The organism is Bacillus sp. NPDC077411 (genome assembly GCF_044543425.1).
Taxonomy (GTDB): Bacteria; Bacillota; Bacilli; order Bacillales; family Bacillaceae_G; genus Bacillus_A; species Bacillus_A bruguierae.
The window spans coordinates 17426-37140 of the sequence record NZ_JBITWA010000010.1 but is presented as its reverse complement, the minus strand read 5'-3'; the positions used below and the strand labels follow the sequence as shown (position 1 = coordinate 37140).

The 19715-nt window shown below is 38.8% G+C and carries 16 protein-coding genes and 1 pseudogene; 6 read left to right on the top strand and 11 right to left on the bottom strand.

The features are described from left to right. Window positions 1-2: 2 nt before the first annotated feature. The 7 genes from ACIGHG_RS14255 to ACIGHG_RS14225 all read right to left on the bottom strand — a co-directional run bounded on the left by ACIGHG_RS14255 (window position 3) and on the right by ACIGHG_RS14225 (window position 11353). Entirely contained in the window at window positions 3-347 is a 345-nt protein-coding gene (locus tag ACIGHG_RS14255; protein ID WP_396549001.1) for a chorismate synthase, read from the bottom strand. A gap of 19 nt (window positions 348-366) precedes the next feature. Further along, window positions 367-4896 carry a type VII secretion protein EssC gene (gene essC / locus ACIGHG_RS14250; RefSeq protein WP_396548999.1) on the bottom strand — a complete coding sequence of 1510 codons (4530 nt, stop codon included), beginning with the start codon at window positions 4894-4896 and terminating at the stop codon, window positions 367-369. A 40-nt stretch (window positions 4897-4936) separates the two neighbouring features. Beyond that, a complete protein-coding gene (essB, locus tag ACIGHG_RS14245; RefSeq protein WP_396548998.1) occupies window positions 4937-6145 on the bottom strand; it encodes a type VII secretion protein EssB in 1209 nt (402 codons plus the stop codon). Between the two features lie 397 nt (window positions 6146-6542). Beyond that, the gene (locus tag ACIGHG_RS14240; protein ID WP_098917902.1) at window positions 6543-6794 is read right to left on the bottom strand and encodes an EsaB/YukD family protein; all 252 of its coding nucleotides are present in this window, start codon (window positions 6792-6794) and stop codon (window positions 6543-6545) included. Window positions 6795-6807: 13 nt separating this feature from the next. Next, window positions 6808-7320: a type VII secretion protein EssA gene (essA, locus tag ACIGHG_RS14235; protein ID WP_396548996.1), complete on the bottom strand. Its 513-nt coding sequence runs from the start codon at window positions 7318-7320 to the stop codon at window positions 6808-6810. After that, on the bottom strand, window positions 7295-10681 hold the full coding sequence (gene esaA, locus ACIGHG_RS14230; RefSeq protein ID WP_396548994.1) for a type VII secretion protein EsaA: 3387 nt from the start codon (window positions 10679-10681) through the stop codon (window positions 7295-7297). Before esaA ends, essA begins: the two co-directional genes overlap by 26 nt. Before the next feature lie 375 nt (window positions 10682-11056). After that, window positions 11057-11353, bottom strand: a complete 297-nt coding sequence (locus tag ACIGHG_RS14225) for a WXG100 family type VII secretion target (RefSeq protein ID WP_396548992.1) — start codon at window positions 11351-11353, stop codon at window positions 11057-11059. 779 nt (window positions 11354-12132) lie between these two features. Here ACIGHG_RS14225 and ACIGHG_RS14220 point away from each other — a divergent pair. The 6 genes and pseudogenes from ACIGHG_RS14220 (at window position 12133) to ACIGHG_RS14195 (ending at window position 14308) form a co-directional block, all read left to right on the top strand. Next, entirely contained in the window at window positions 12133-12708 is a 576-nt protein-coding gene (locus ACIGHG_RS14220; protein WP_396548991.1) for a hypothetical protein, read from the top strand. 3 nt (window positions 12709-12711) lie between these two features. Then, complete coding sequence (locus ACIGHG_RS14215) at window positions 12712-12822, top strand: GW dipeptide domain-containing protein (RefSeq protein WP_396549125.1); 111 nt, start codon at window positions 12712-12714, stop codon at window positions 12820-12822. A gap of 12 nt (window positions 12823-12834) precedes the next feature. Further along, complete coding sequence (locus ACIGHG_RS14210; RefSeq protein WP_396548990.1) at window positions 12835-13431, top strand: GW domain-containing glycosaminoglycan-binding protein; 597 nt, start codon at window positions 12835-12837, stop codon at window positions 13429-13431. A gap of 21 nt (window positions 13432-13452) precedes the next feature. Further along, window positions 13453-13581, top strand: a pseudogene (locus tag ACIGHG_RS14205) (GW dipeptide domain-containing protein); the annotation flags it as partial. Window positions 13582-13593: 12 nt separating this feature from the next. Beyond that, entirely contained in the window at window positions 13594-14079 is a 486-nt protein-coding gene (locus tag ACIGHG_RS14200) for a GW domain-containing glycosaminoglycan-binding protein (RefSeq protein ID WP_396549123.1), read from the top strand. 97 nt (window positions 14080-14176) lie between these two features. Then, on the top strand, window positions 14177-14308 hold the full coding sequence (locus tag ACIGHG_RS14195; RefSeq protein ID WP_396548988.1) for a hypothetical protein: 132 nt from the start codon (window positions 14177-14179) through the stop codon (window positions 14306-14308). A 403-nt stretch (window positions 14309-14711) separates the two neighbouring features. Here the strand turns inward: ACIGHG_RS14195 and menB are convergent, their stop codons facing one another. From menB to ACIGHG_RS14175, 4 genes are read right to left on the bottom strand one after another with little or no spacing between them, the layout of a single operon-like run. Then, entirely contained in the window at window positions 14712-15530 is an 819-nt protein-coding gene (gene menB, locus ACIGHG_RS14190) for a 1,4-dihydroxy-2-naphthoyl-CoA synthase (RefSeq protein ID WP_090919266.1), read from the bottom strand. Beyond that, window positions 15527-16354 carry a 2-succinyl-6-hydroxy-2,4-cyclohexadiene-1-carboxylate synthase gene (gene menH, locus ACIGHG_RS14185; protein WP_336473572.1) on the bottom strand — a complete coding sequence of 276 codons (828 nt, stop codon included), beginning with the start codon at window positions 16352-16354 and terminating at the stop codon, window positions 15527-15529. Before menH ends, menB begins: the two co-directional genes overlap by 4 nt. Continuing rightward, on the bottom strand, window positions 16351-18105 hold the full coding sequence (gene menD / locus ACIGHG_RS14180) for a 2-succinyl-5-enolpyruvyl-6-hydroxy-3-cyclohexene-1-carboxylic-acid synthase (RefSeq protein WP_336473571.1): 1755 nt from the start codon (window positions 18103-18105) through the stop codon (window positions 16351-16353). The genes menH and menD overlap by 4 nt, the downstream gene beginning before the upstream one ends. Further along, window positions 18102-19496 carry an isochorismate synthase gene (locus tag ACIGHG_RS14175; protein WP_396548986.1) on the bottom strand — a complete coding sequence of 465 codons (1395 nt, stop codon included), beginning with the start codon at window positions 19494-19496 and terminating at the stop codon, window positions 18102-18104. Before ACIGHG_RS14175 ends, menD begins: the two co-directional genes overlap by 4 nt. Window positions 19497-19715: the final 219 nt, after the last annotated feature.

Below are 19715 nucleotides of genomic sequence, written 5' to 3'. Positions count from 1 at the left end.
TATCACTTTCCTTCTGCTGCTTTTGCATTTGCCTTATCTCTGTAATATACGTACCGATCATAAGCCGCTTGTCTAGCTGTCGTTAAACTAGACTTTTTCTCTTCTGCATCCGAAATATACTTCATCAGCTTATCATCTAATTGCTCACGCTTCGGTTCAAAATCATTTACTGGGATGCTGCTACTTGATACATGAGGCATCTTTCCTCTATAACTGCTTAGCGCACTATTAACCTCAGCTATACAATTGGAGTATTCGGAAATTCTTTCTTGTAACTCTTCGGATAACTTCTGATAATGATCCCGCTTTCTCTCTTCTTCATTTTTAAAAAAATCGAATAGACTCATTAAGCTATTTCACATCCTTTTAACGTAAAACTTCTACTGGTGCTAGGTAAGCAGCCAGCTTAATTTTCCCAGCCATATTCTGTTGTACGAAGTAGCCTTCGTAAGGTTGTAAGTTCTTTTCTTTATAAGGTCGATTTGAAATGTCAAACAACATTTGATCTGATACTTTCGTTAATACGATACCTGTTTTTTGTTTTTTCACAGCTTGGTTTACTTTGTCATATGATTTTCCTAATAGACCGTTTGGACCAGAAATAATAAAGTGAATACCCATCCGGTGACCATTTTCAATAAGTTCTCCTAAGCTGTCTTCTACTGTTGCACTCATCGTGTTCGTAATAAATGGAACATCTGTTATTACCACTACAATCGAACGCAGCTGTTTCTTAAATTTATGGATAGATAATTGACCATTACTTTCTTTTTGCATTTCAATAAACGCTTCTTCTCGTCTTTTCCATACATTTCTTAGCTGGGCAGTTACTTCGTCCATCTCTTCTCGGCTTGAAACATACTGGGCCACAGCATCTTTGCTTCCGCTGAACCCCATTGTGCTGTTATCAAATAAAACGATGTCATACATATTACTACGTTGCAGAAGCTGAAGAATCATTCCCACAGAATTCTCGATTACTTCTAATTGATCCCCTACTACAACAACGTTTTGGTCTTTTTCTAGGTCAAACGCGACAGGTTGTACATCTTCCATATCGACTGCAAATGGGATTTGTCTACCTTCAAGAAGCTGCTTCGTTTTCGGCCAAGCAATAAATTCTTTATAATGCAACACTTCTGGTACCATCGGAATTGGAAGTGGTCTTTCACCTTTCCATGCGTCATCCATTGCTTTAGCCTCTGCTTGAATCGCTTCAACATTTGCTAAAGCATCCTGTCCCATCGTTGGTAATGCTGTTTGGAAAACTGCAGGATTTTCAAGTTTCACAAGTCCTCGGCCTGATAACTCTTCAATTGTTAAACTTGTACGGCCAACAATATTACGAGCTTCATTTTGTTCAATATTGTAAAGTGCAATTTGCATTTTAATATTCGATAAAAGTGACATAAGCATTGCGCCTTGGCGGCCAGCACTAATCAATAAGTGAATTCCGATGCTAGCACCCTCACGAGCAATTTGTGTAATCGTCTTTTCAAACTCATCACCAAATCCCCCTTCACGTACAGTTTCGTAATTATCCAGAGCAATTAGGATATTTGGCACCGTCTCACCACTTGCTTTTTCATACATGACTATATTAGCAACGCCGTATTTGCTTAGTCTTTGTTTCCGATCCTTAATTTCTTTAGATATACGTCTAATGAATTTACTTATTTTTTCTAAATCATCCACCATAAATGTATCGGCAACATGTGGTAATCCTTTTAGTGCTAACAAACCATTTGTACCAAAGTCTAATAAATAAACATTTAAATGTTCAGGGCTATGCTTCCGTGCTAATCCCATTACAACAGTTTGTAAGAACGTCGATTTACCGTATCCTGGACTCGCAAAAACAGCTAAGTGTCCTTCTCTTGTTAGGTTAAGCTGCAATGGCTCTTGTGCCTGCATTTCTGGAATATCGACAATACCAATCATTGGTTCTAAATCACCTTTTGGTTCTTTCCATGCATGTTGGAACTCAGTAAATTGCAGTTCCGGCAAGTAAATACGTTCTTCTAAAGGCGGTAACCACGGTCTTGGTAAAGCTTCAATTTGTTCTTCTTCTGTGTATTTATGAATATGATCAATAACTGCATCCAATTCGGTTGGTACTTTTGCGATGCTCTCTTGTTTCCCAAAACCACTCAAGTCCTCACTCAAAATCTCATACTGCCCAAGCTCATTGATTGCATAAACAGTGGTATCTAGCTGTTCTTGATCATCTTTGTTTTCAATATAATCCGCCCCGCTCCATGCACTTTGGAACAGTTCATAAATTTCGTTATTTCCGACTTGTAAATACGACCGCCCTGGCAGTGTAATTTCTGCAGCGTCTGGTGTTTTTAAGATTTCATTACTGTCAGATGCATTTTGTACTTTTAATGCTAATTTGAATTTAGAGTTACTCCAAATTTGGTCATCTACGACCCCGCTCGGTTTTTGCGTCGCTAAGATTAAGTGAATTCCTAGAGAACGACCGATACGTGCTGTTGATACTAATTCTTTCATAAATTCAGGTTGCTCTGCTTTTAATTCCGCGAATTCATCCGAAATTAAGAATAAGTGCGGCATTGCTTCTGTCACTTTTCCTTGTTTGTATAGCTTTTGATATTGGTTAATATGGTTTACATCGTGTTCGCCAAATAAGCGTTGACGTTTTTGTAGTTCTGCTTTAATCGATGCAAGGGCACGCATACTTTGGGCGCCGTCTAAGTTCGTAATTGTTCCTAATAAATGCGGTAAATCCTTAAATAAATTCGCCATTCCTCCGCCCTTATAGTCGATAAGTAGGAATGCTACTTCATATGGATGGAAGTTCACCGCAAGAGATAGAATGTACGATTGAATAATTTCCGATTTACCAGATCCTGTTGTACCTGCGACTAATCCGTGCGGTCCGTGCGCTTTTTCGTGTAAGTTCAAGTTTACGATGTCATCTTTACCGCGTAAGCCAAGTGGTACAGCTAAGCTCTTAAATGTTTCATTTTTCGCCCAGCGACCCTTAATGTTTAGTTCGTGAACTTTTTCAACACCGTACATTTCAAGGAATGTAACACTTTCTGGAATACTGTTTCTTAAGTTTTGCAAGTGATTCAGCGGTGCTAATGCACGAGAGATATCTTCTTTGTTGAAGCCACCTGGGAAGTGATCGAGCGTAAAGTGGCGATTCACTAGTTCCCCTTTTTCTAAGATGATGTTCCCGTTTTTCGCATCGCGAATATCTATAACTGTTTTCACATGTTCTGGTAAACTTTGCATAACATCTTCTACAAAGATAAGAGATACACCAAGTTCGCTTGGGTCTTCATTAAAGAATTCCATTACACTATGATCTAAAATTAGTTTTTCATCTGTAATCAATACAACGTAATGAGGTGCAAAATACACTTTTTCTTTGGAGTTGCCTTTCTCTTCCACAGCTAACTTACGTTCTTTCAAAATTTGATACAAACTGTTCAATACTTGATCTCGGCTTCGGTCATGATAAACGAACCCGCGAACATTAATATCTCGCAAACTCGCATGCGGTAACCAACGCATCCAATCCCAATTTGCTTTTTCTTCTTCCGGGAAAATTGTAATGAATTGTAGATCATAATAACTATGAAACAGAGCTGTCTGCATAACGAGCATTTGCAGCTGTTCAATTACTAACTTTCGTTGTCCGATATAACCTACTGGACCATTTACTAAGTCTGTCACAACTGGTACATTCTTTAAGCCTACATATTGCGAACGTAATTCTTTTGCGGCTTCTACTAATTCATCTTTGTTTTGCGTAAACTCTTCTTCGCTAAACTTAATCTCAAAACTAGAATCAACACGACCTAATCCAACGCGATATGTTAAGAAGTCATGGTGTAACATTGTTTTTTCATAGACTTGAGAATCTACTTTTACTGCCATATCACGAATTTGTTCAATGTTTGGATAGTGATAATCCAGAGCGTGCCTTTGTTCTTCACTTGCAGCATATAATTCTTGCGTTTTCTGCTTCAAATAATTTTGATAACTTTCGTTCCGCTCTTTCATGTCAATTTTGTATTTCTTTAAATTCTTTATATACGTGGTTAATGAAATAATTACCGTTACCACTGTCATCCCTAGTGATGCGAGAATAAAAATTCCACGCGGCTGAAAGAGTGCCACTACTACGGTCAACACAATCATCACAATCGGCGGTACGATCATCTGCGCCAGTTGTTCACTTGGTTTTGACGGTAGGTGAGATGGCTTTCCAATCGTTATCTGTTCCTCTGGCTCACGATAAATAATACGCGGGGAACGATGATAATTCGGATATTCTTCTCCAAAATCATTATCAGCTTCCATTAAACGTGTTAATTTTGATATAACGCGATTAGATGAAGCTAATATTTGAATATCTTCTTTCCCAATTTTGATTGTTATACCGTCAAAATAAAGTTGATCGCCCGGTTCAAGCACTTCCTCACCAGTAATACGGAAAAGGTTGTGATATACATAGCCGTCATTGACAACAACCTTAAAACGATCTCCTAATGTTTCACGGATAAACAGCAAGTTAGCTTTCATATTCTTAATCATCACATCATCGCGATCTGTTGCGCCAAACGAAATACTATATTTGGACGCTGTATCATACACATACTCTTCTCCTGATTCCGTCAAGTAAAAGTGCATTTGTTTCTCTTTCGTGATATCTATTGTCACATGTTCATTTACACGTAAGGCTTCATTCTCAATGTTCCATACTTCGCCATCCCACTTCACCACTACACGCGTTTCTAAGTCCGCGTATGTAACAGTATCAGACCACTCATTACCGATTGTGACTGAATCGCGCTTTTCCGGATTAAGATGACATTTATGCAGTTGATTGCCGTAACTAATTGTTAGTAGTTGTACCATCTCTATCTCCCGTTTCTTGTATTTTTATTTCGTATAATGCTTAGTTCGCTTTATTTCCTGATGGATTTTTATTTGATAAGTCACCTGAGGAATCTGTATTGTATTTCTTCTGGTATTCTTCCAATTCTTTCTGATATTTCTGTACTTTTTCTTCACGCGCCGAGCCAGTTAATTTTGGATTGTTTTTCACTTGTTCGATTTGTTTAATTAATCCGTACATAATCAATTGCGGGTCATCAATATATTTCGCGAGATCTAAAGACTTTGAGAAATCCCCGCGCCCGTTGTAAATCCAATATAGTAAATAATTTTTATCACTTTTTAGACTCACATTCTTCATAATTGCTGCTTTTTGATCATCTGTTAATTTTTCTGCTTTCACGTATGAAGAAGCTAAAACATACTTAGAGGCATCTGGCAGTTTCTCAGGATCTTGCTCCTTTAAAGTGTTAATTACTTTATCGTAGTCTGTCGCTAAGAAATTCTTATCTGCTTCTAACAATTTATTTTGATACGGCATTTTCACAAAGCTGAAATAGCCAAGCGGCACAGCAAGAACAATCGAAGCAACAATCATCGAAATGGATAATCGTTTAAATAAACGGAATCGTTTTTTCGGCACAAGCTGCATATTTTTCTCTGTTGTCGTTTGTTCTCTTCTGTAATGATCATTTAACAACTTTACAAGATCATTAAACGTACTAGCATCAACAACACTACGATCAAACGCTGTATCCTTCGCATTTTCCAATGAACCAGAATATAACTCATCAAAACTATATTTCTTCGAGAATAGCGCAACAACTAAACATTTATACTGGCGTAAAAATTTCGCATCATCTAAGCGATACGGTGGTACGATATCACGAATACCACGATAAACAAGATATGGCATATAATTGTCATCGAATACGATATTGTCTGGATGAAGGAAGAAAGTTTTTCGAGTTTGTAAACACTCTTGAAAACGAGCAACATTAAGTAATAGTCGTAATTTATCGTTTTTACCTAGTTTTTGTACATCTTGCCATTCCCTTGTTTGTTCCTTAACGTCGAATTCGAATGTAAACATATCTTCATGATCTTCTACTGTAGCTGGTACAAAGAAATTAGATTTTTCCGTGATTAACTCCAGTTGCCGTATGTCCTTAACACGCGTCTGTGATTTCGATAACTTCAATTTCCGTACATGTTCAGTCGTTTCAAATAGATACTGCATCGAATCTAGCTGAATCGTTCTTTCTGTCATAGTCCTTTACTCCTCTTTGTCATGTTCTTTTCTATATGAGTCCATTTTGTTTTTTCAACATATAAGTCGCTGCTATGTAGAAGTGACCTGCTTTTTCTTTCTATCTTTGTTTTGACCTTTGCACGTGGTAAGAACAGGCCCTGACCGCTTCTACGCACGGTCAGTTGCTCTTGTCCATCCAAACGAAAGGATTTTATATCAGTTTTTCAATTTACATTCCTATATAAATCTATTTTGTTTTTTCAACACATAAGTCAATGTTATGCAAAAGAAACCTGACCTGCTCTCGCCTTCTACCTTTGTTTTAAACCGCGCACGTGGCAGAAACAGGAACTGACCGCTTCTACACACGGCCAGTTGCTCTCACCCACCTATAAAGAAAGGGGTTTTTATGGTTTTACAAAACTTTTAATATATCCCCGTCTGTTATCTGATAATCAATTAATCGATCATCATCAGTTAGTAACAGTTCTTTATTAACAACCTTAACAGCGCAGCGAGAAACTTCCATCACATCAAGCTTTAGCGCCTCAGCAATGTTCATAAGCAGTTGCTTGATAGGCTGATGGGTAGGGATGCGCAGATCATATAATCTGCCATCCCCTTTATTAAAGTCAATTGTGACATTAATATGTGTTTGTCCTGCCATACGTTCTTCTCCCTTACCGCCAAATTTTCCGTATTACAACATAAATGCCGCAGCAAATTGCTAATACCACAGCAGCTAGGATTCCTATCATTTGCTTACTAATAGGATCCGTTTCTTGTTGATTCTTGTTTTGGCTAGCGTTAACAGCGGTGCTAACCGAATAATCTTGAGCAAACAAGCTGTTCTGTTTATCCTTCACAGTTGTATCCTTCTTGTTTGATGTCACAAATAATGATTTATTTAAGTATTTCGTGTCGCCCTCTATTTGTTTTTGCTTCTCTTTAATTGCATCTTTTGTTTGTTCTTTAAACAAGCCTGGTGCATATTTATCGAGTTCAGTTTCTTGGTTTTCCTTTTGTTCCTTTTCAATTTTTTCCTGGTTCGTCTGTTCAACACGATCAGTTTTCAAATCCATCTTCCCGTTATGTTCAAGATAGCTATCCGTCTCAGCGTGAATGGACACCGGTGTAAGAATAAGCAACAAAAAAGCAGTAATGAAACTAGCTCGTATGAGAATCAGCTTCATGTTCATCCCCTTCTTCTTCCCGGTATTTGTGTATGACAAACAAGTTTGCCACGAGGCCAATAACGGCAACTGCAATTAAACCATACATAATAGTCAGCCAATCTGCTCGGTCATTTGTAAAACCAGTGATCATACTCTCAATATATTGAAGTGGCGAAAATTCACGTATTTTAGCAGCAGTCGACATTTTATCAAGGTTCAATCCAACTGCATCTGTCAGGAACAGGTACAGGCTAAATGTAGCTAGTAGAATGAACATTCCAATCATCTTCATTTGGCGTAGTAAGTAGCCTGAAATGAGAACCAGCACTAACATAGTGATGGTAAAAATGCTGATCCATACTAAAAACTTCGCATGACCAATTTTCAATAAATAGCCTGAAATACCGCCAATTAGAATCCCTTCTACAATTCCAATACCAACTTGAACAGTCGTAGTTGGTACGTTTTTCAGTACCAATGACAACTCTTCCTCAAAAGCACTTTCTTCTATGCGCTTTCTTTCTTGGTTTGAAATGACATAAGCTGTAAATAGAGAAACAATAAAGCAAATGAGCACTAATAAATATGGCGTAAACGCATCTGCTGCTACAACAACACCATCATTTTTCGTTTGCACTGGATTTGCAAGGAAGCTATATAAGTTTTCATTTTGTCTTTCGCCAACACGGCTATTTGCTAAAACTTTTGTAAAGTTTTTCGAGAAATCTTTATCGTCAAGCACTTTCTTACTAAGATCGATCGAAAGCGATGTTGCCTGATTCACTAATCTATTTCCACTATCTTGAATCGTTTTCGCTTGGTTATCGATATTATCAAACGTTTTATACACATCGTCAGCTGATATTAAGTTACCCTTCGATTGATCAGCCAGTGTTTGACTTTGTGCAAAAATAGACTTGAATGCCCCGTCTAACGCAAGCGTTGCCGTTTGCTCACCATCGCTATTTGTCACAACTTTTCCTTGCTGTTCAATTAGCTTACGGCTTATTTCACGCCATGTTACTAAATCTTTTAGGGTCTGTGTAAGATCCGTATTCATTACACTCGCTTGCTTAGTTGTCTGCTCAATTGCATTTGTTAAGTCTTGAGATTTTTTACCTGCTTCCTCAACCAATTGACTGTAAGCATCTACTTTGGTTTTCAAATCTGTTTTTTGTTCACCTATTTTTTCTGTCGTTTGCTTAGCAACATATTCTGCTAGTAAGTCAAGTGCATTGCTTCTGTTGAACAGGTAGTATAATGGATATTTTTTATCTTCACGGTCTTCACCAGCTATATCCGTAAGTGATTTTTCACTAAAATCTGGTAAATCAACTGACGCATCAATACCGTAATACAAGTTATACAAGCTGGATAATTTTTGATAATTTTTAATCGTCTCTTCAACTGCTTGTATAAGTTTATTAGTCACATTTTGATCCTCATTCTTATCTAACGGTGACATAACTTGGTGGGTAATGTAATTGTTATTTACAGGTTTCCATTCATCTTCTGTACCTGTTTTTTTATCTTGTGTAGGAGGCGGTTCTATTTGTGTCTCGCCGTTATTTTTTCCTGGCTGACTAGTACCATTTTGCGTTTGACTGTCATTTCCCCCTGTCTGGCTATCACTTTTCTCTACCTTATTCAAAGACTTCGGATTAGCGATTGCACGTGATTGACTTAATATAGGCGGTTCAGATGGTCTTGGTTTTATGACAGGTGGTGGTTGATTTAGGACATTATCCGTGTCCTCTTGTATCAAATTCCAACTCCAAGTTACAGGTTCAAAAATAGAAATATCACTGTTAACGTCTTTTAAACGTAATGTCACTTTGATTTCGAAATCGCTTTTGTCTGTAGCTGGTAAAACAATTTTTTTATTTTCAAGGTACTCCTGAGTATAACCTTTTTCTTCTCCGATAGTCAGTTTCACACTTGTCACTTCATAAGTTTCTGGTACATTTAATGTGATATATTGCCCTGCTTTTTTCGTAGCAGGTAGTACTGCTTTATCTGTTACTTCAACACCTGAATCTGCTAGCTTCTTCTTCACATCTTGTACCATATTCGCAAGCGGAATGCCATTTTGCTTGGGTATATAAGGTTTTTCCTCTTCCTTTTCCTCTTCCTTTTCCTCTTCCTTTTCCTCTTCCTTGATATATTCATTTGTGATGGCAATAACATTTTCCAGTTCTTTCTTAGTCCCATCTGATAAACCAATATTTTGAATATCATGTTGATCTCGCGAAGGCAACTGATCAATAAGCTCTTGGATTTTTTTATTCATATGCTCATCGGGTTTACTAAAGAAATTACCTTCAGAGTAATCTGGAATGTCCTTCTTCAACTTGTCGGTTATTGCTGTCTCTAGGTCTGTCCCCAATTTATTGTCCAACTCTGTGCTATAATCACGAACTTTTTTACCGTTATCCTCAAAATAATTTTTAATAGCATCTGAATTCGATAAAATAGTAGGCTTATCTTCCTTCAACTGAAATTGATCATAGATTAATTTATTTGCTGATTCTAAATTAACAAATCGCTGCGAGATATCTGTCGTATTCATACCTTGGTCAAACTGAGTCAGCTGCGTCGTGAAGTCTTTTACAACAAGGCCATTCGCTTCCTTCATTTTATTGAAATCACCAAAGGTTGTCTGATATGTTTGATTGGATTTCATACCCTCATTTAAATTGTTGCCAAACCCGTTTAAAATCTCTTGTAAGCCCTTAAAACTGGACTTCGACACGCCTGTTTGATCTTGCACACTTTTAAACTGCTGTGTGTAACCAGCTAGTGGGCTATGAACCTCATCATTGTACATATTGCTGTAAGTTTGTTCTTTTTTTACAAGAGTTGTAATGTTATCCTGTGCGTTTTGCAAGTTTCCAATAATACTAGCAAAATAAACATCGATAATTCGGCGGTTAAAATCTTCAAGAATCGAACTTGCTGTTTTTTCCGCTTCTGCTTTCACATCATTATTACCAGTTGCATTTACTTTGTAGTTAAGCGTCACTTTTTCCGGTGCATTCGACTCAATTGATAATGCTTTTTGTGAAAAATCGTTCGGAATAACGATCATCATATTATAAACGTTACGCGCTAGTCCGCTTTCCGCTACCCCGCGGCTAACTACATACCAATCGTGTGTAGTATCTTTTTCAACACTCGTAATAAACTCATTACCAAATTCAATCTTTTTGCCACCCAGGCTTGCACCTTGGTCTTCGTTAACAAGTGCAACCGTCATTTTTTGCGTGTCTTTATCGCTCTTTCCTTTCTTCACTTGATTCAGCGCTAGAAAGGAGGTTCCAGTAGACAGCGCAAGCGTCAGTATAATAAAAAATACTACGCTCCACTTTATTTTCTTCACACATCACCACTCCTGCTAGTAAACACTATTTGTCTATGTCCTGTTATTCGTTTGCTTTTGGTGGTTGCGAAAACGGATACTCCTTTTAATGCCCAAGGTAAAGTGAAACTTCCATTAATAGGAGCCTTACTGTCCGTTAATGCGGGATAAATGCAAACAAACTTCAAGCTACCTTCTATCTTTTTTTACTGAGCATTTATATTTATTTTTTTATATACTCTCAAGAAAAATCGTAGTATCTCTTCCATGCTTTACAAATAAAACCAATAAGTAAGCCACGCAGCATTGCTGCGTGGCTCACTACTAAGAGAATTTACTCGCGCCCGTTAATATGTAAAGCATGAAAAATCCCCTCAACTAATAACATCACCGTAATTAGCTAAGTCCAAAATTACGAGATAATTCTTCATCATGACGAGCCACAGCATCTGCTGTATCCTTCAATTGTCTTTCGATGTCATGTAGTAATTGGGCAAAGTTTTTTACCTTTGGTGCTAAATCGATAAATTGTCGGTCAAATCCTTCAAATGCACGACCTTCCCATTCTCCGCGTAAGTCGCTTTGTAAGTTTGTTAAATCGCGTAGAATATCCTCAATAGTGCTACCACCGTTACCATAACGAGCTGCTTTTGATTTCAGCTCCTCTGGGCTCATACGAATTTGTCCAGCCATTAAATATTCCTCCTATCAATCTGCGAAAATTGTAAAATCAACTATAATTTTACTAATTCTATTATAGCAATAGTTACAAAATTAGAAAACCTTTTTGTATATAAAATATCCAATATTGGTAAAATTTATTTGTATTTTTCTGCCGATTTTTTCTGCTTTGCACACGTTTTTGATACATAAGAAGTTGATTTTCATTCATAACTTCTATATATACTTGTAATGTATGGAGAATTTCTTGTTGAAGTGGTTGCAATAGCTTTTAAGCACGCATAACTGTATATAACTAGCAAATATAGAAGTTTATTGTATTGTAGAGATTTTTTGCGTTTTAACCTATTTCTAGGAAGTAAGAGTATAACTTATAATCTTTCTTGACCTTAATTCGGCAGGTTACATATTCCTTTTTTAGATTTCATTTCCACCCCCTCCTTTCCTTTATTATACCATAAAACACCAAAAACAGAACATATATTCGTGATTTATTTAAAAATATTTTTACGGATATAACGGCAATTTATCTCCACCTTGTCCTAGTAAGGGTTTCTACATGTTTGACAAAAATGAGGTTCACCGCAAAAATACGGAAGTACCGCATGATTTCTAAATTTACTATATGGGATCAAGAAAAAACCTTTCTTTGTGCAGAAAGGTTTTTTTCCATTTATTTCTACAAATTTATTGAATCTTAATTTTTGAATAAATTATAATAATTCTATATTAATATTAAAGATTTTCAGTACAAAGGATACAAACTACTAAACGGAGTAGGGGAGAGACAAATGAGTAAAGAAAACAAGTTCACAAAATCAAGTAAAACGGTCATTGCAGGTGCATTAGGGGTAAGTGTTCTGTTATCGACTCCATCATTATTAAGTGCGGAAACACATAACCAAAACGAAGGTAACCTACAAACGAATGTAGAGGTAAAAGGGATAGAATCAAAGGAAAACTCTCCTAAAACTGACATTCAAAAGCAAGAAGATCAAAAAGAGAAAGTTCAAAAGGATCAAGTAGAGACAGAGTCAAAGAAAAACCCTCCTAAAACTGACATTCAAAAGCAAGAAGGTCAAAAAGAGAAAGTTCAAAAGGATCAAGTAGAGACAGCTAACAGTAAAGAGGGTAACCAAATTAAACAAGAGGAAAAAGAAAAACAAGGTGTTCAAAAAGAAAGCAAAACGAAAGCTGACAACTTAAAAGTAGTCGAGGAAGAAAAAGCGAAACAAGATGTAACAAATGAAAAAATGTTATCTTCACAAATGACAGAAGTTACTCGCATAAGCAAAGATAATATTCTTATAAACACTGACGGTGAGAACGGTATTTGGACGAAACCAAAAGGTTTAGAGGGTTCTTAATATATAGGTCCTGCAAACGCATATACAGGTATCATCGTGCATTTGTCTCAAAAGATGGTTGTAGAGAATACAACATGGTATCAGTTTACTGTAGATGGAAAAGAAATTGGTTGAGTAGAAAGTAAATTGTTTGATAATGGTCTAACAGAAGTTGAATCTCGGCGTTATCCGAATGCCTCAATTAATGACAAAATTGTCGGTCAAGATACAAACGATGGAGTATGGTCTTTACCTTACGGTGTGAGCGGTGCAAAATATATTGCAAGTTCAAATGTATACTCTTTTGATACGATCAAAATAACAGCACAAGCAAAGATGAATGGTCAAATGTGGTATGCATTTAGTGTAGATGGAAAACATATCGGTTGGATTCACGATAAAGCATTAGATAATGGCCGCACTGTAAAGTCTGTATCCTTCAAGGTGGTAAAAATCAGAAACTCAAATCATCATGCAATTTGGACAAAGCCATATGGACTTGCATATAGCAAATATGTGGCTCCAACTCGCCAATATGCATATGAAAAGGTATTAGTAAATAAAACTGTAACAATTGAAGGTACAGAGTGGGGGCAAGTGGAGAACGAAAATGGTGTGATTAGATGGATTGACCTGAAAAAGGCAACAGAGAATTATGCATACCCCAAACCTGTCGGTAATGGCGCGGCGTCAGTGAAAGGAAACTTAAAATCAAGTCACAGCATATGGACTCAACCTTACTGAGAAGAGGATGCACAGTGGGTTGGTTCTGTAAGTGATTATAGCTTGAAACCTGTAAAAATAGTTCAAAAAGTGAAGATATTCTCCGCAAAAGTAGGTTACATAACTTGGTGTAAAATCCAAGTTGGAGACCGCGTACTTGGTTGGGTAGACTCTCAAACACTAGTGGATCGGTCTATCTATGAAGAAGACACGTTTGCTGTGATCCCCCAAATAGAAAAGGGTCATGCCATTTGGTCGATTCCTTACGGGATAGAGGGGGCTAGAAACCTAGGTAATGCGAGTGATTATGCGAACAACTTCGCGCATGTAGACAAAAGAATGAGAGTCGACCGTACTTTATGGTGTCACATAAACATAGATGGTCATGATATTGGTTGGGTAGATTTTCAGGCAATCCCAAACCAAGCAGCTGAACAAAGCGGGGAATATCATGTAACAACGAACGATACGAGTCATAGTGTATGGTCTAAACCATACGGTGTGAAAAACGCTTCTTGGATTGATTCAGCAGTAGCGTACAAGAATAAAAAGCTAGAGTCAAAAATGTCAATCTACATGGGGAAAACACGTTGGCTTGCTTTCGATAACGGTCGTGGCGGTGTATTTTGGCTGGATAGTGATGTAGTGAGTGAGGGTAAAGTGAACTAAAACGGATTTACTCAACTTGTAGGCTCATCAAATACAGCTAAACGTACAAACCAAATTGTAACCGTAGTTGCTCAATGTAGCAGTACAGGAGTACGATATGTGGAGACTAACGAAGACAATTGATAAAGGTGCATATATTATAAATGTAAATAAAGAAGAAAGGTTCATCACCACAAGTTATGGTGATGAACCATATTTTTATCACATATTGTTGTTGTTTCCACATTAGCATATGAATAAAGGAATAGGGCAAAACCTCTAATTTGAGCGCTTGAAATGTAAAGTTTACCGCCCACGAATAGCGGGATAAAATAAACAATTTTGAGAACTGTAGCTACTATGCAAAAAAGAGACTTAATGAATTCTCATTAAGTCTCTTCTCATTTTCATTACTATCCAGCTACAGCGGCTAGAATCTCCAGTCGTTTCGCACCCTCGGACGAGGCAAAAAGCGCCTCTCTGTCGGGTACTCCAACGCCCTGCGATTCTGAGCGAGCCGCTTTCGCTTTTATCTTATCCAGCTACGCCTCCTAAACCCTTCCGTCTAAGAACCTCCCCCGCGAGAAGACAAAAAGCGCCTTCTGCGGGAGAGAACCTTAGCCGACGGGTCTAAACAGTCGGCTTCGCTTTTATCACGGAAAACGAGGGAATTGTCCAAAATCCGGACGGCGTTTTTCTTTAAACGCATCGCGGCCTTCTTTCGCTTCGTCTGTTGTGTAATATAGTAGCGTTGCATCGCCAGCTAGTTGCTGAATACCTGCAAGGCCATCTGTGTCTGCATTAAATGCAGCTTTTAAGAAGCGAAGTGCCATTGGGCTGTTTGCTAAAATTTCTTCTGCCCATTTCACAGTTTCTTCTTCTAGTTGTTCTAATGGTACAACTGTGTTAATTAAGCCCATATCAAGCGCTTCTTGTGCGTTGTATTGACGGCATAGGTACCAAATTTCGCGCGCTTTCTTATGACCAACCATACGAGCTAAATAACCAGCGCCGTATCCGCCGTCAAAGCTTCCTACTTTTGGACCTGTTTGGCCAAATACTGCGTTCTCTGCTGCGATTGTTAAATCACATACGATGTGAAGTACATGTCCGCCGCCGATTGCATAACCTGCTACCATTGCGATAACTGGTTTTGGAATTGCGCGAATTAAGCGTTGTAAATCTAATACGTTTAGACGTGGAATTTGATCGTCGCCAACGTATCCGCCATGACCGCGAACTTTTTGGTCACCGCCAGAACAGAATGCACGGCCACCTTCACCTGTTAAAATGATAACACCAACATTTTGATCATCGCGTGCATGTGCAAACGCATCGATTAACTCCATTACCGTTTTTGGCCGGAATGCATTATGTACTTCAGGACGGTTAATCGAAATCTTTGCGATTCCATTGTATGTGGAATAAATAATATCTTCATAATTTCCTTCTTTTACCCATTCAATCGTCATTTATTTCTACCTCCTTTTATGTTTTGTAAAAAGCCCCTTACTATTGTATCAAACTTTTGCGGTTGTTCCACATGAATTGCATGACCCGATCCAATAATTTGTACAAATTCAGCATGAGGGATCTGTTTTTTCATCTTTGTTAAGATGTGAAAGAACTTTTCATCATATTCTCCGCTCATAAGTAAGACAGGCATTTGCAAGTGTTCTAGTTCATTCCACCAAGATGGCTGCGCTCCTGTTCCCATGCCCCGTAAGCTATTTGCAAGGCCCCTGGGATGATTCGCTAATCTTTCTTCACGTACACGAGCTTGTACATGGAGAGGCAGCTTTTTTTGCATAGCAAAAAGCGGAATGTTTTCCCACTTTTCAACAAAAGCAGCAACGCCTTCTCGTTCAATCTTGTCAGCAAGCTGTTCATCCTTCTGTCTGCGCTCTTTACGTTCTTCTTCTGCTGTGAGTCCTGCTGTACAGTTTTCTAATAAAAGAGACGAGACACGCTTTGGATATAAACAAGCAAGTGTAAGCGCCAGGCGCCCTCCCATAGAATACCCTAATAGATGCGCTTTCTCGATTTGCAAATGATCAAGCACAGCAATGAGGTGCGCAGCTACCGTTTCTATGTGATAGTGCTGGATTTCTTCTGGACTTTCTGTATTACCATGTCCGATCAGATCAACTAAAATGACTTGAAACTGCTCGCTCCACACCGGAACAAACGAACGCCACGTTTCCATACTGCCGGTGAAGCCATGAAGGACAAGAAGCGGCTCACCGCTTCCAATCACTTCATATTCGTACGAAATACCATGTACGTTTACTTTCATTTCTCTTCACCTTGCAATGCTCGTGAAACAGTTGCTGCTGCCCTTTTCATAACGTCGCGGTGAAGCTGCAAGTTTTCTTCGCGATCTGTTTTTATTTCAATAACATGCAGTCCATCTTCTCTCGTTCCTTGCTCTACTTCATGACGAAACGCTTCCCACGTATGTACGCGCTGGAATGAACCGTTATACATCTTCACGACATGTTCATAATCAAGTCCGAGCGGCGTGCCAAATAGCGCTTCAAAATGTTCTTTTTGTCCATACTGTGGTAAAAATGAGAAAATACCGCCACCATCATTGTTTACAACAACAATCGTCGCATGTAAATCATGTAGTTTTGCCGCTAACAATCCGTTTAAATCATGGTAAAACGCTAAATCTCCCACGACTAATACGAGCGGCTTGCGAGCTACACTTACTCCAAGCGCCGTCGAAATAATGCCGTCAATACCGTTTACACCGCGATTGGCTACTACTTCAATGTTCTTCTCATTTGTGAAGAAAAACGTATCTGTGTCGCGAATCGGCATACTATTACTTACAAATAAAGTTGCATCTTCCGGCAAAACATCTACAAGTTCTGTAATTACCTTTCCTTCAAATGCGTGCTCATACCATTCCATTTCTGTAAGCTTCTCTTTTACTGCGGCATTCATATGTTGCCACATATGAAGCCACTCTCGTTCGCTTCGCTGCTTCGCATCATTTGCAAGCTGCTCACAAAATGTAGCGTCATTTGCATACACAACTTCTGTGGACATAAGCACCGGATCTCGCCAATTTCCAGATTCATCAACGACAATATGCAATGCTTCCGTTTGCTTTTTTAAATATTGCGTAAGTGCTTTAGAAACCGGCATACCACCGAAGCGAATAATCACATCTGGTTTCCAGTTATCACGAAGTTGTTCGTTACGTAAAAAAGTGTCATAGCAATCGATAATTGTCTCTTTATCGTGAAGACCGCTGCGCAGCCCAGAAAGCGGATCTGCAACAATCGGATAACCGTATGCTTTAGAAAAAGCCACGACAGCTTCTGCAATATTCGGATGACTATCATCTCCACATACAATAAGCCCCTTTTCCATATGCGAAAGGCGCTCTCGTAAAGATGCTGCATATTCGTCCGTCACTGCTATTTTCCCTTGATGAATGGTTGCGCCATATTCTCCGCGTCCTTTTTCCCATAATTCTTCTAAAGAAAAGTCCGGAATTAACGGCTCACGAAGCGGAAAGTTTAGATGAACAGGTCCTTTTGGCGTTTGCAACGCCCCAGCTACTGCTCGTCCGGCTGTCATCCGCGCATACCGATACATTGGTTCTACTGCTTCTGGAAGTGCCATTTCTATAAATTGTTTCACAAACGAACCGAACAAATGAAATTGATTCATCGCTTGCGGTGCACCAATATCTCGTAATTCATGCGGACGATCCGCTGTCAACACGAGAAGTGGGACGCGCGAATGAAATGCTTCGCATACAGCCGGATAATAGTTTGCTGCCGCTGTTCCTGACGTACATAACAAGGCGACAGGGCGTTTTTTTGCCTTCGCAATGCCAAGCGCAAAAAAGGCCGCTGATCTTTCATCTACGTGTAAATATGTGCGAATTTGTTCATGCTGCGCCATTAATAAGGCAAGCGGCGTTGACCGCGAACCCGGGCTAATGACAACATCCTCTACACTTAGGCGCGCCAATTCATCAACAAACGCGCCTAAGTAATATGATAGTGCTTCTATATGATCGCTCATCTAGATAGTCCCTCCAAAGCAGAAAGCATCGGCTTAAATTTCAATCTTGTTTCTTCATACTCCAAATGCGGCTTCGAATCTATGACAATACCGCAACCGGAAAATAATGAAGCATGTTTGCCAGACAATAACCCGCAGCGAAGTGCCACCGCAAACTCACCGTTTCCCTGCTCATCCATCCAGCCAATTGGCGCTCCGTATAAACCACGGTCTAATAGTTCTACTTCACGAATGAGTTTTAGTGCTTCTTCTCGCGGCGTCCCGCCAAGAGCTGGTGTTGGGTGAAGCTCTTCAATAATCGTTAACAAATCACCATTTCCGTTTGCCTCTACTGATGTATATAAATGAAGTAAATTTTTCGTCTTCAATACACTCGGTTCATATGGAATATCAACTGTTTCACAATGCTTTGTTAACACACTGCGAATCATGTTTACAACATAAGCATGCTCTGCTAAATTTTTCTTATCATGCAAAAGCTCGTATCCATTCTCTTTCGTTTCCTCTTCTGAAGCACCTCGTCCAATCGAACCGGCAAGACACATAGATGTATATGTTTCTCCCTCTTTGCGAAGAAGCCTCTCTGGCGTTGCTCCTAAGAAACATGTTCCTTTATAATCAAACGCAAATACGTAACAATCCGGTTGTCCAATACGAAGTGCTGCCAAAACAGAAGTCGAATCTACATCTTTATCCATAACAAGTTGCATTTCACGAGCTAACACAACTTTTTGAACAGCGCCTCGCTTCATTTCTTCCTGCACTTGTTTAATTGCTTGCAACCATTTCTCCGGTTCTACCTCTACTTTTGAAAGAATGGTTACATGTTCTTCTGCAAAGGGATGCTTACTTTGCTGCAACAATTGCTTCTCAGCACTTTGCAATTCCTCGTAAATCTTTTCCGCACAATCATTTCCAGATACGAAACGGTTTACCGTTAACCAAGCTTTTTCATTTTTTACCGTTAACAAAAAGGCTGGTAATTGCAACGTCGTATCGTCAAATGTCTTCCACAAGTCTGTTCTTTCTTTTCGCGGATCGAAGGAAAAACCACCAAACAAAAGCGGTCCTGTCCCAAATTTATAAGCACCGCGGTGAATTACCGCTTCTTCTCTCACCTTTGCCCACTCCCTGCGAGCATTTTGAAAGCGCTTTTTAGAAGAATTTGCTATAGTAAAAGCAGAACCTATTCCAGCGAAAATAACGTGCTGTGCTGGGTCTGCAAAGTAACATCTATCTCTATATCCAAATTGTGTTCCTGCTGCATAAAAAAGGAGTGGATCGACCCATTCCACTTGCTTTACAAAACTAACGAGTACTTGTCTCTCAGCTGCGCGCTGAATTGCAGTCAGAATCACATCTTTTACATCATGTTGTTTCGTTTGAATCACAAAATCTCCCCCCTATGGGCGAAAAATAGTCATAAATACGCTTGATTTTAAGATACACCTCAAATGAAAGGTGTGTCAATGTTTAGCATTTCTGAGAAAATCCGAGTACATTCCTAGAAAATAAACGTTGACACTATATGACGCTTTTCCTACACTTAATTGTGGGCTTTGCCCCGTGTTAGGACTCATTTTATTTTATACGATAGACAGATAGGAGGA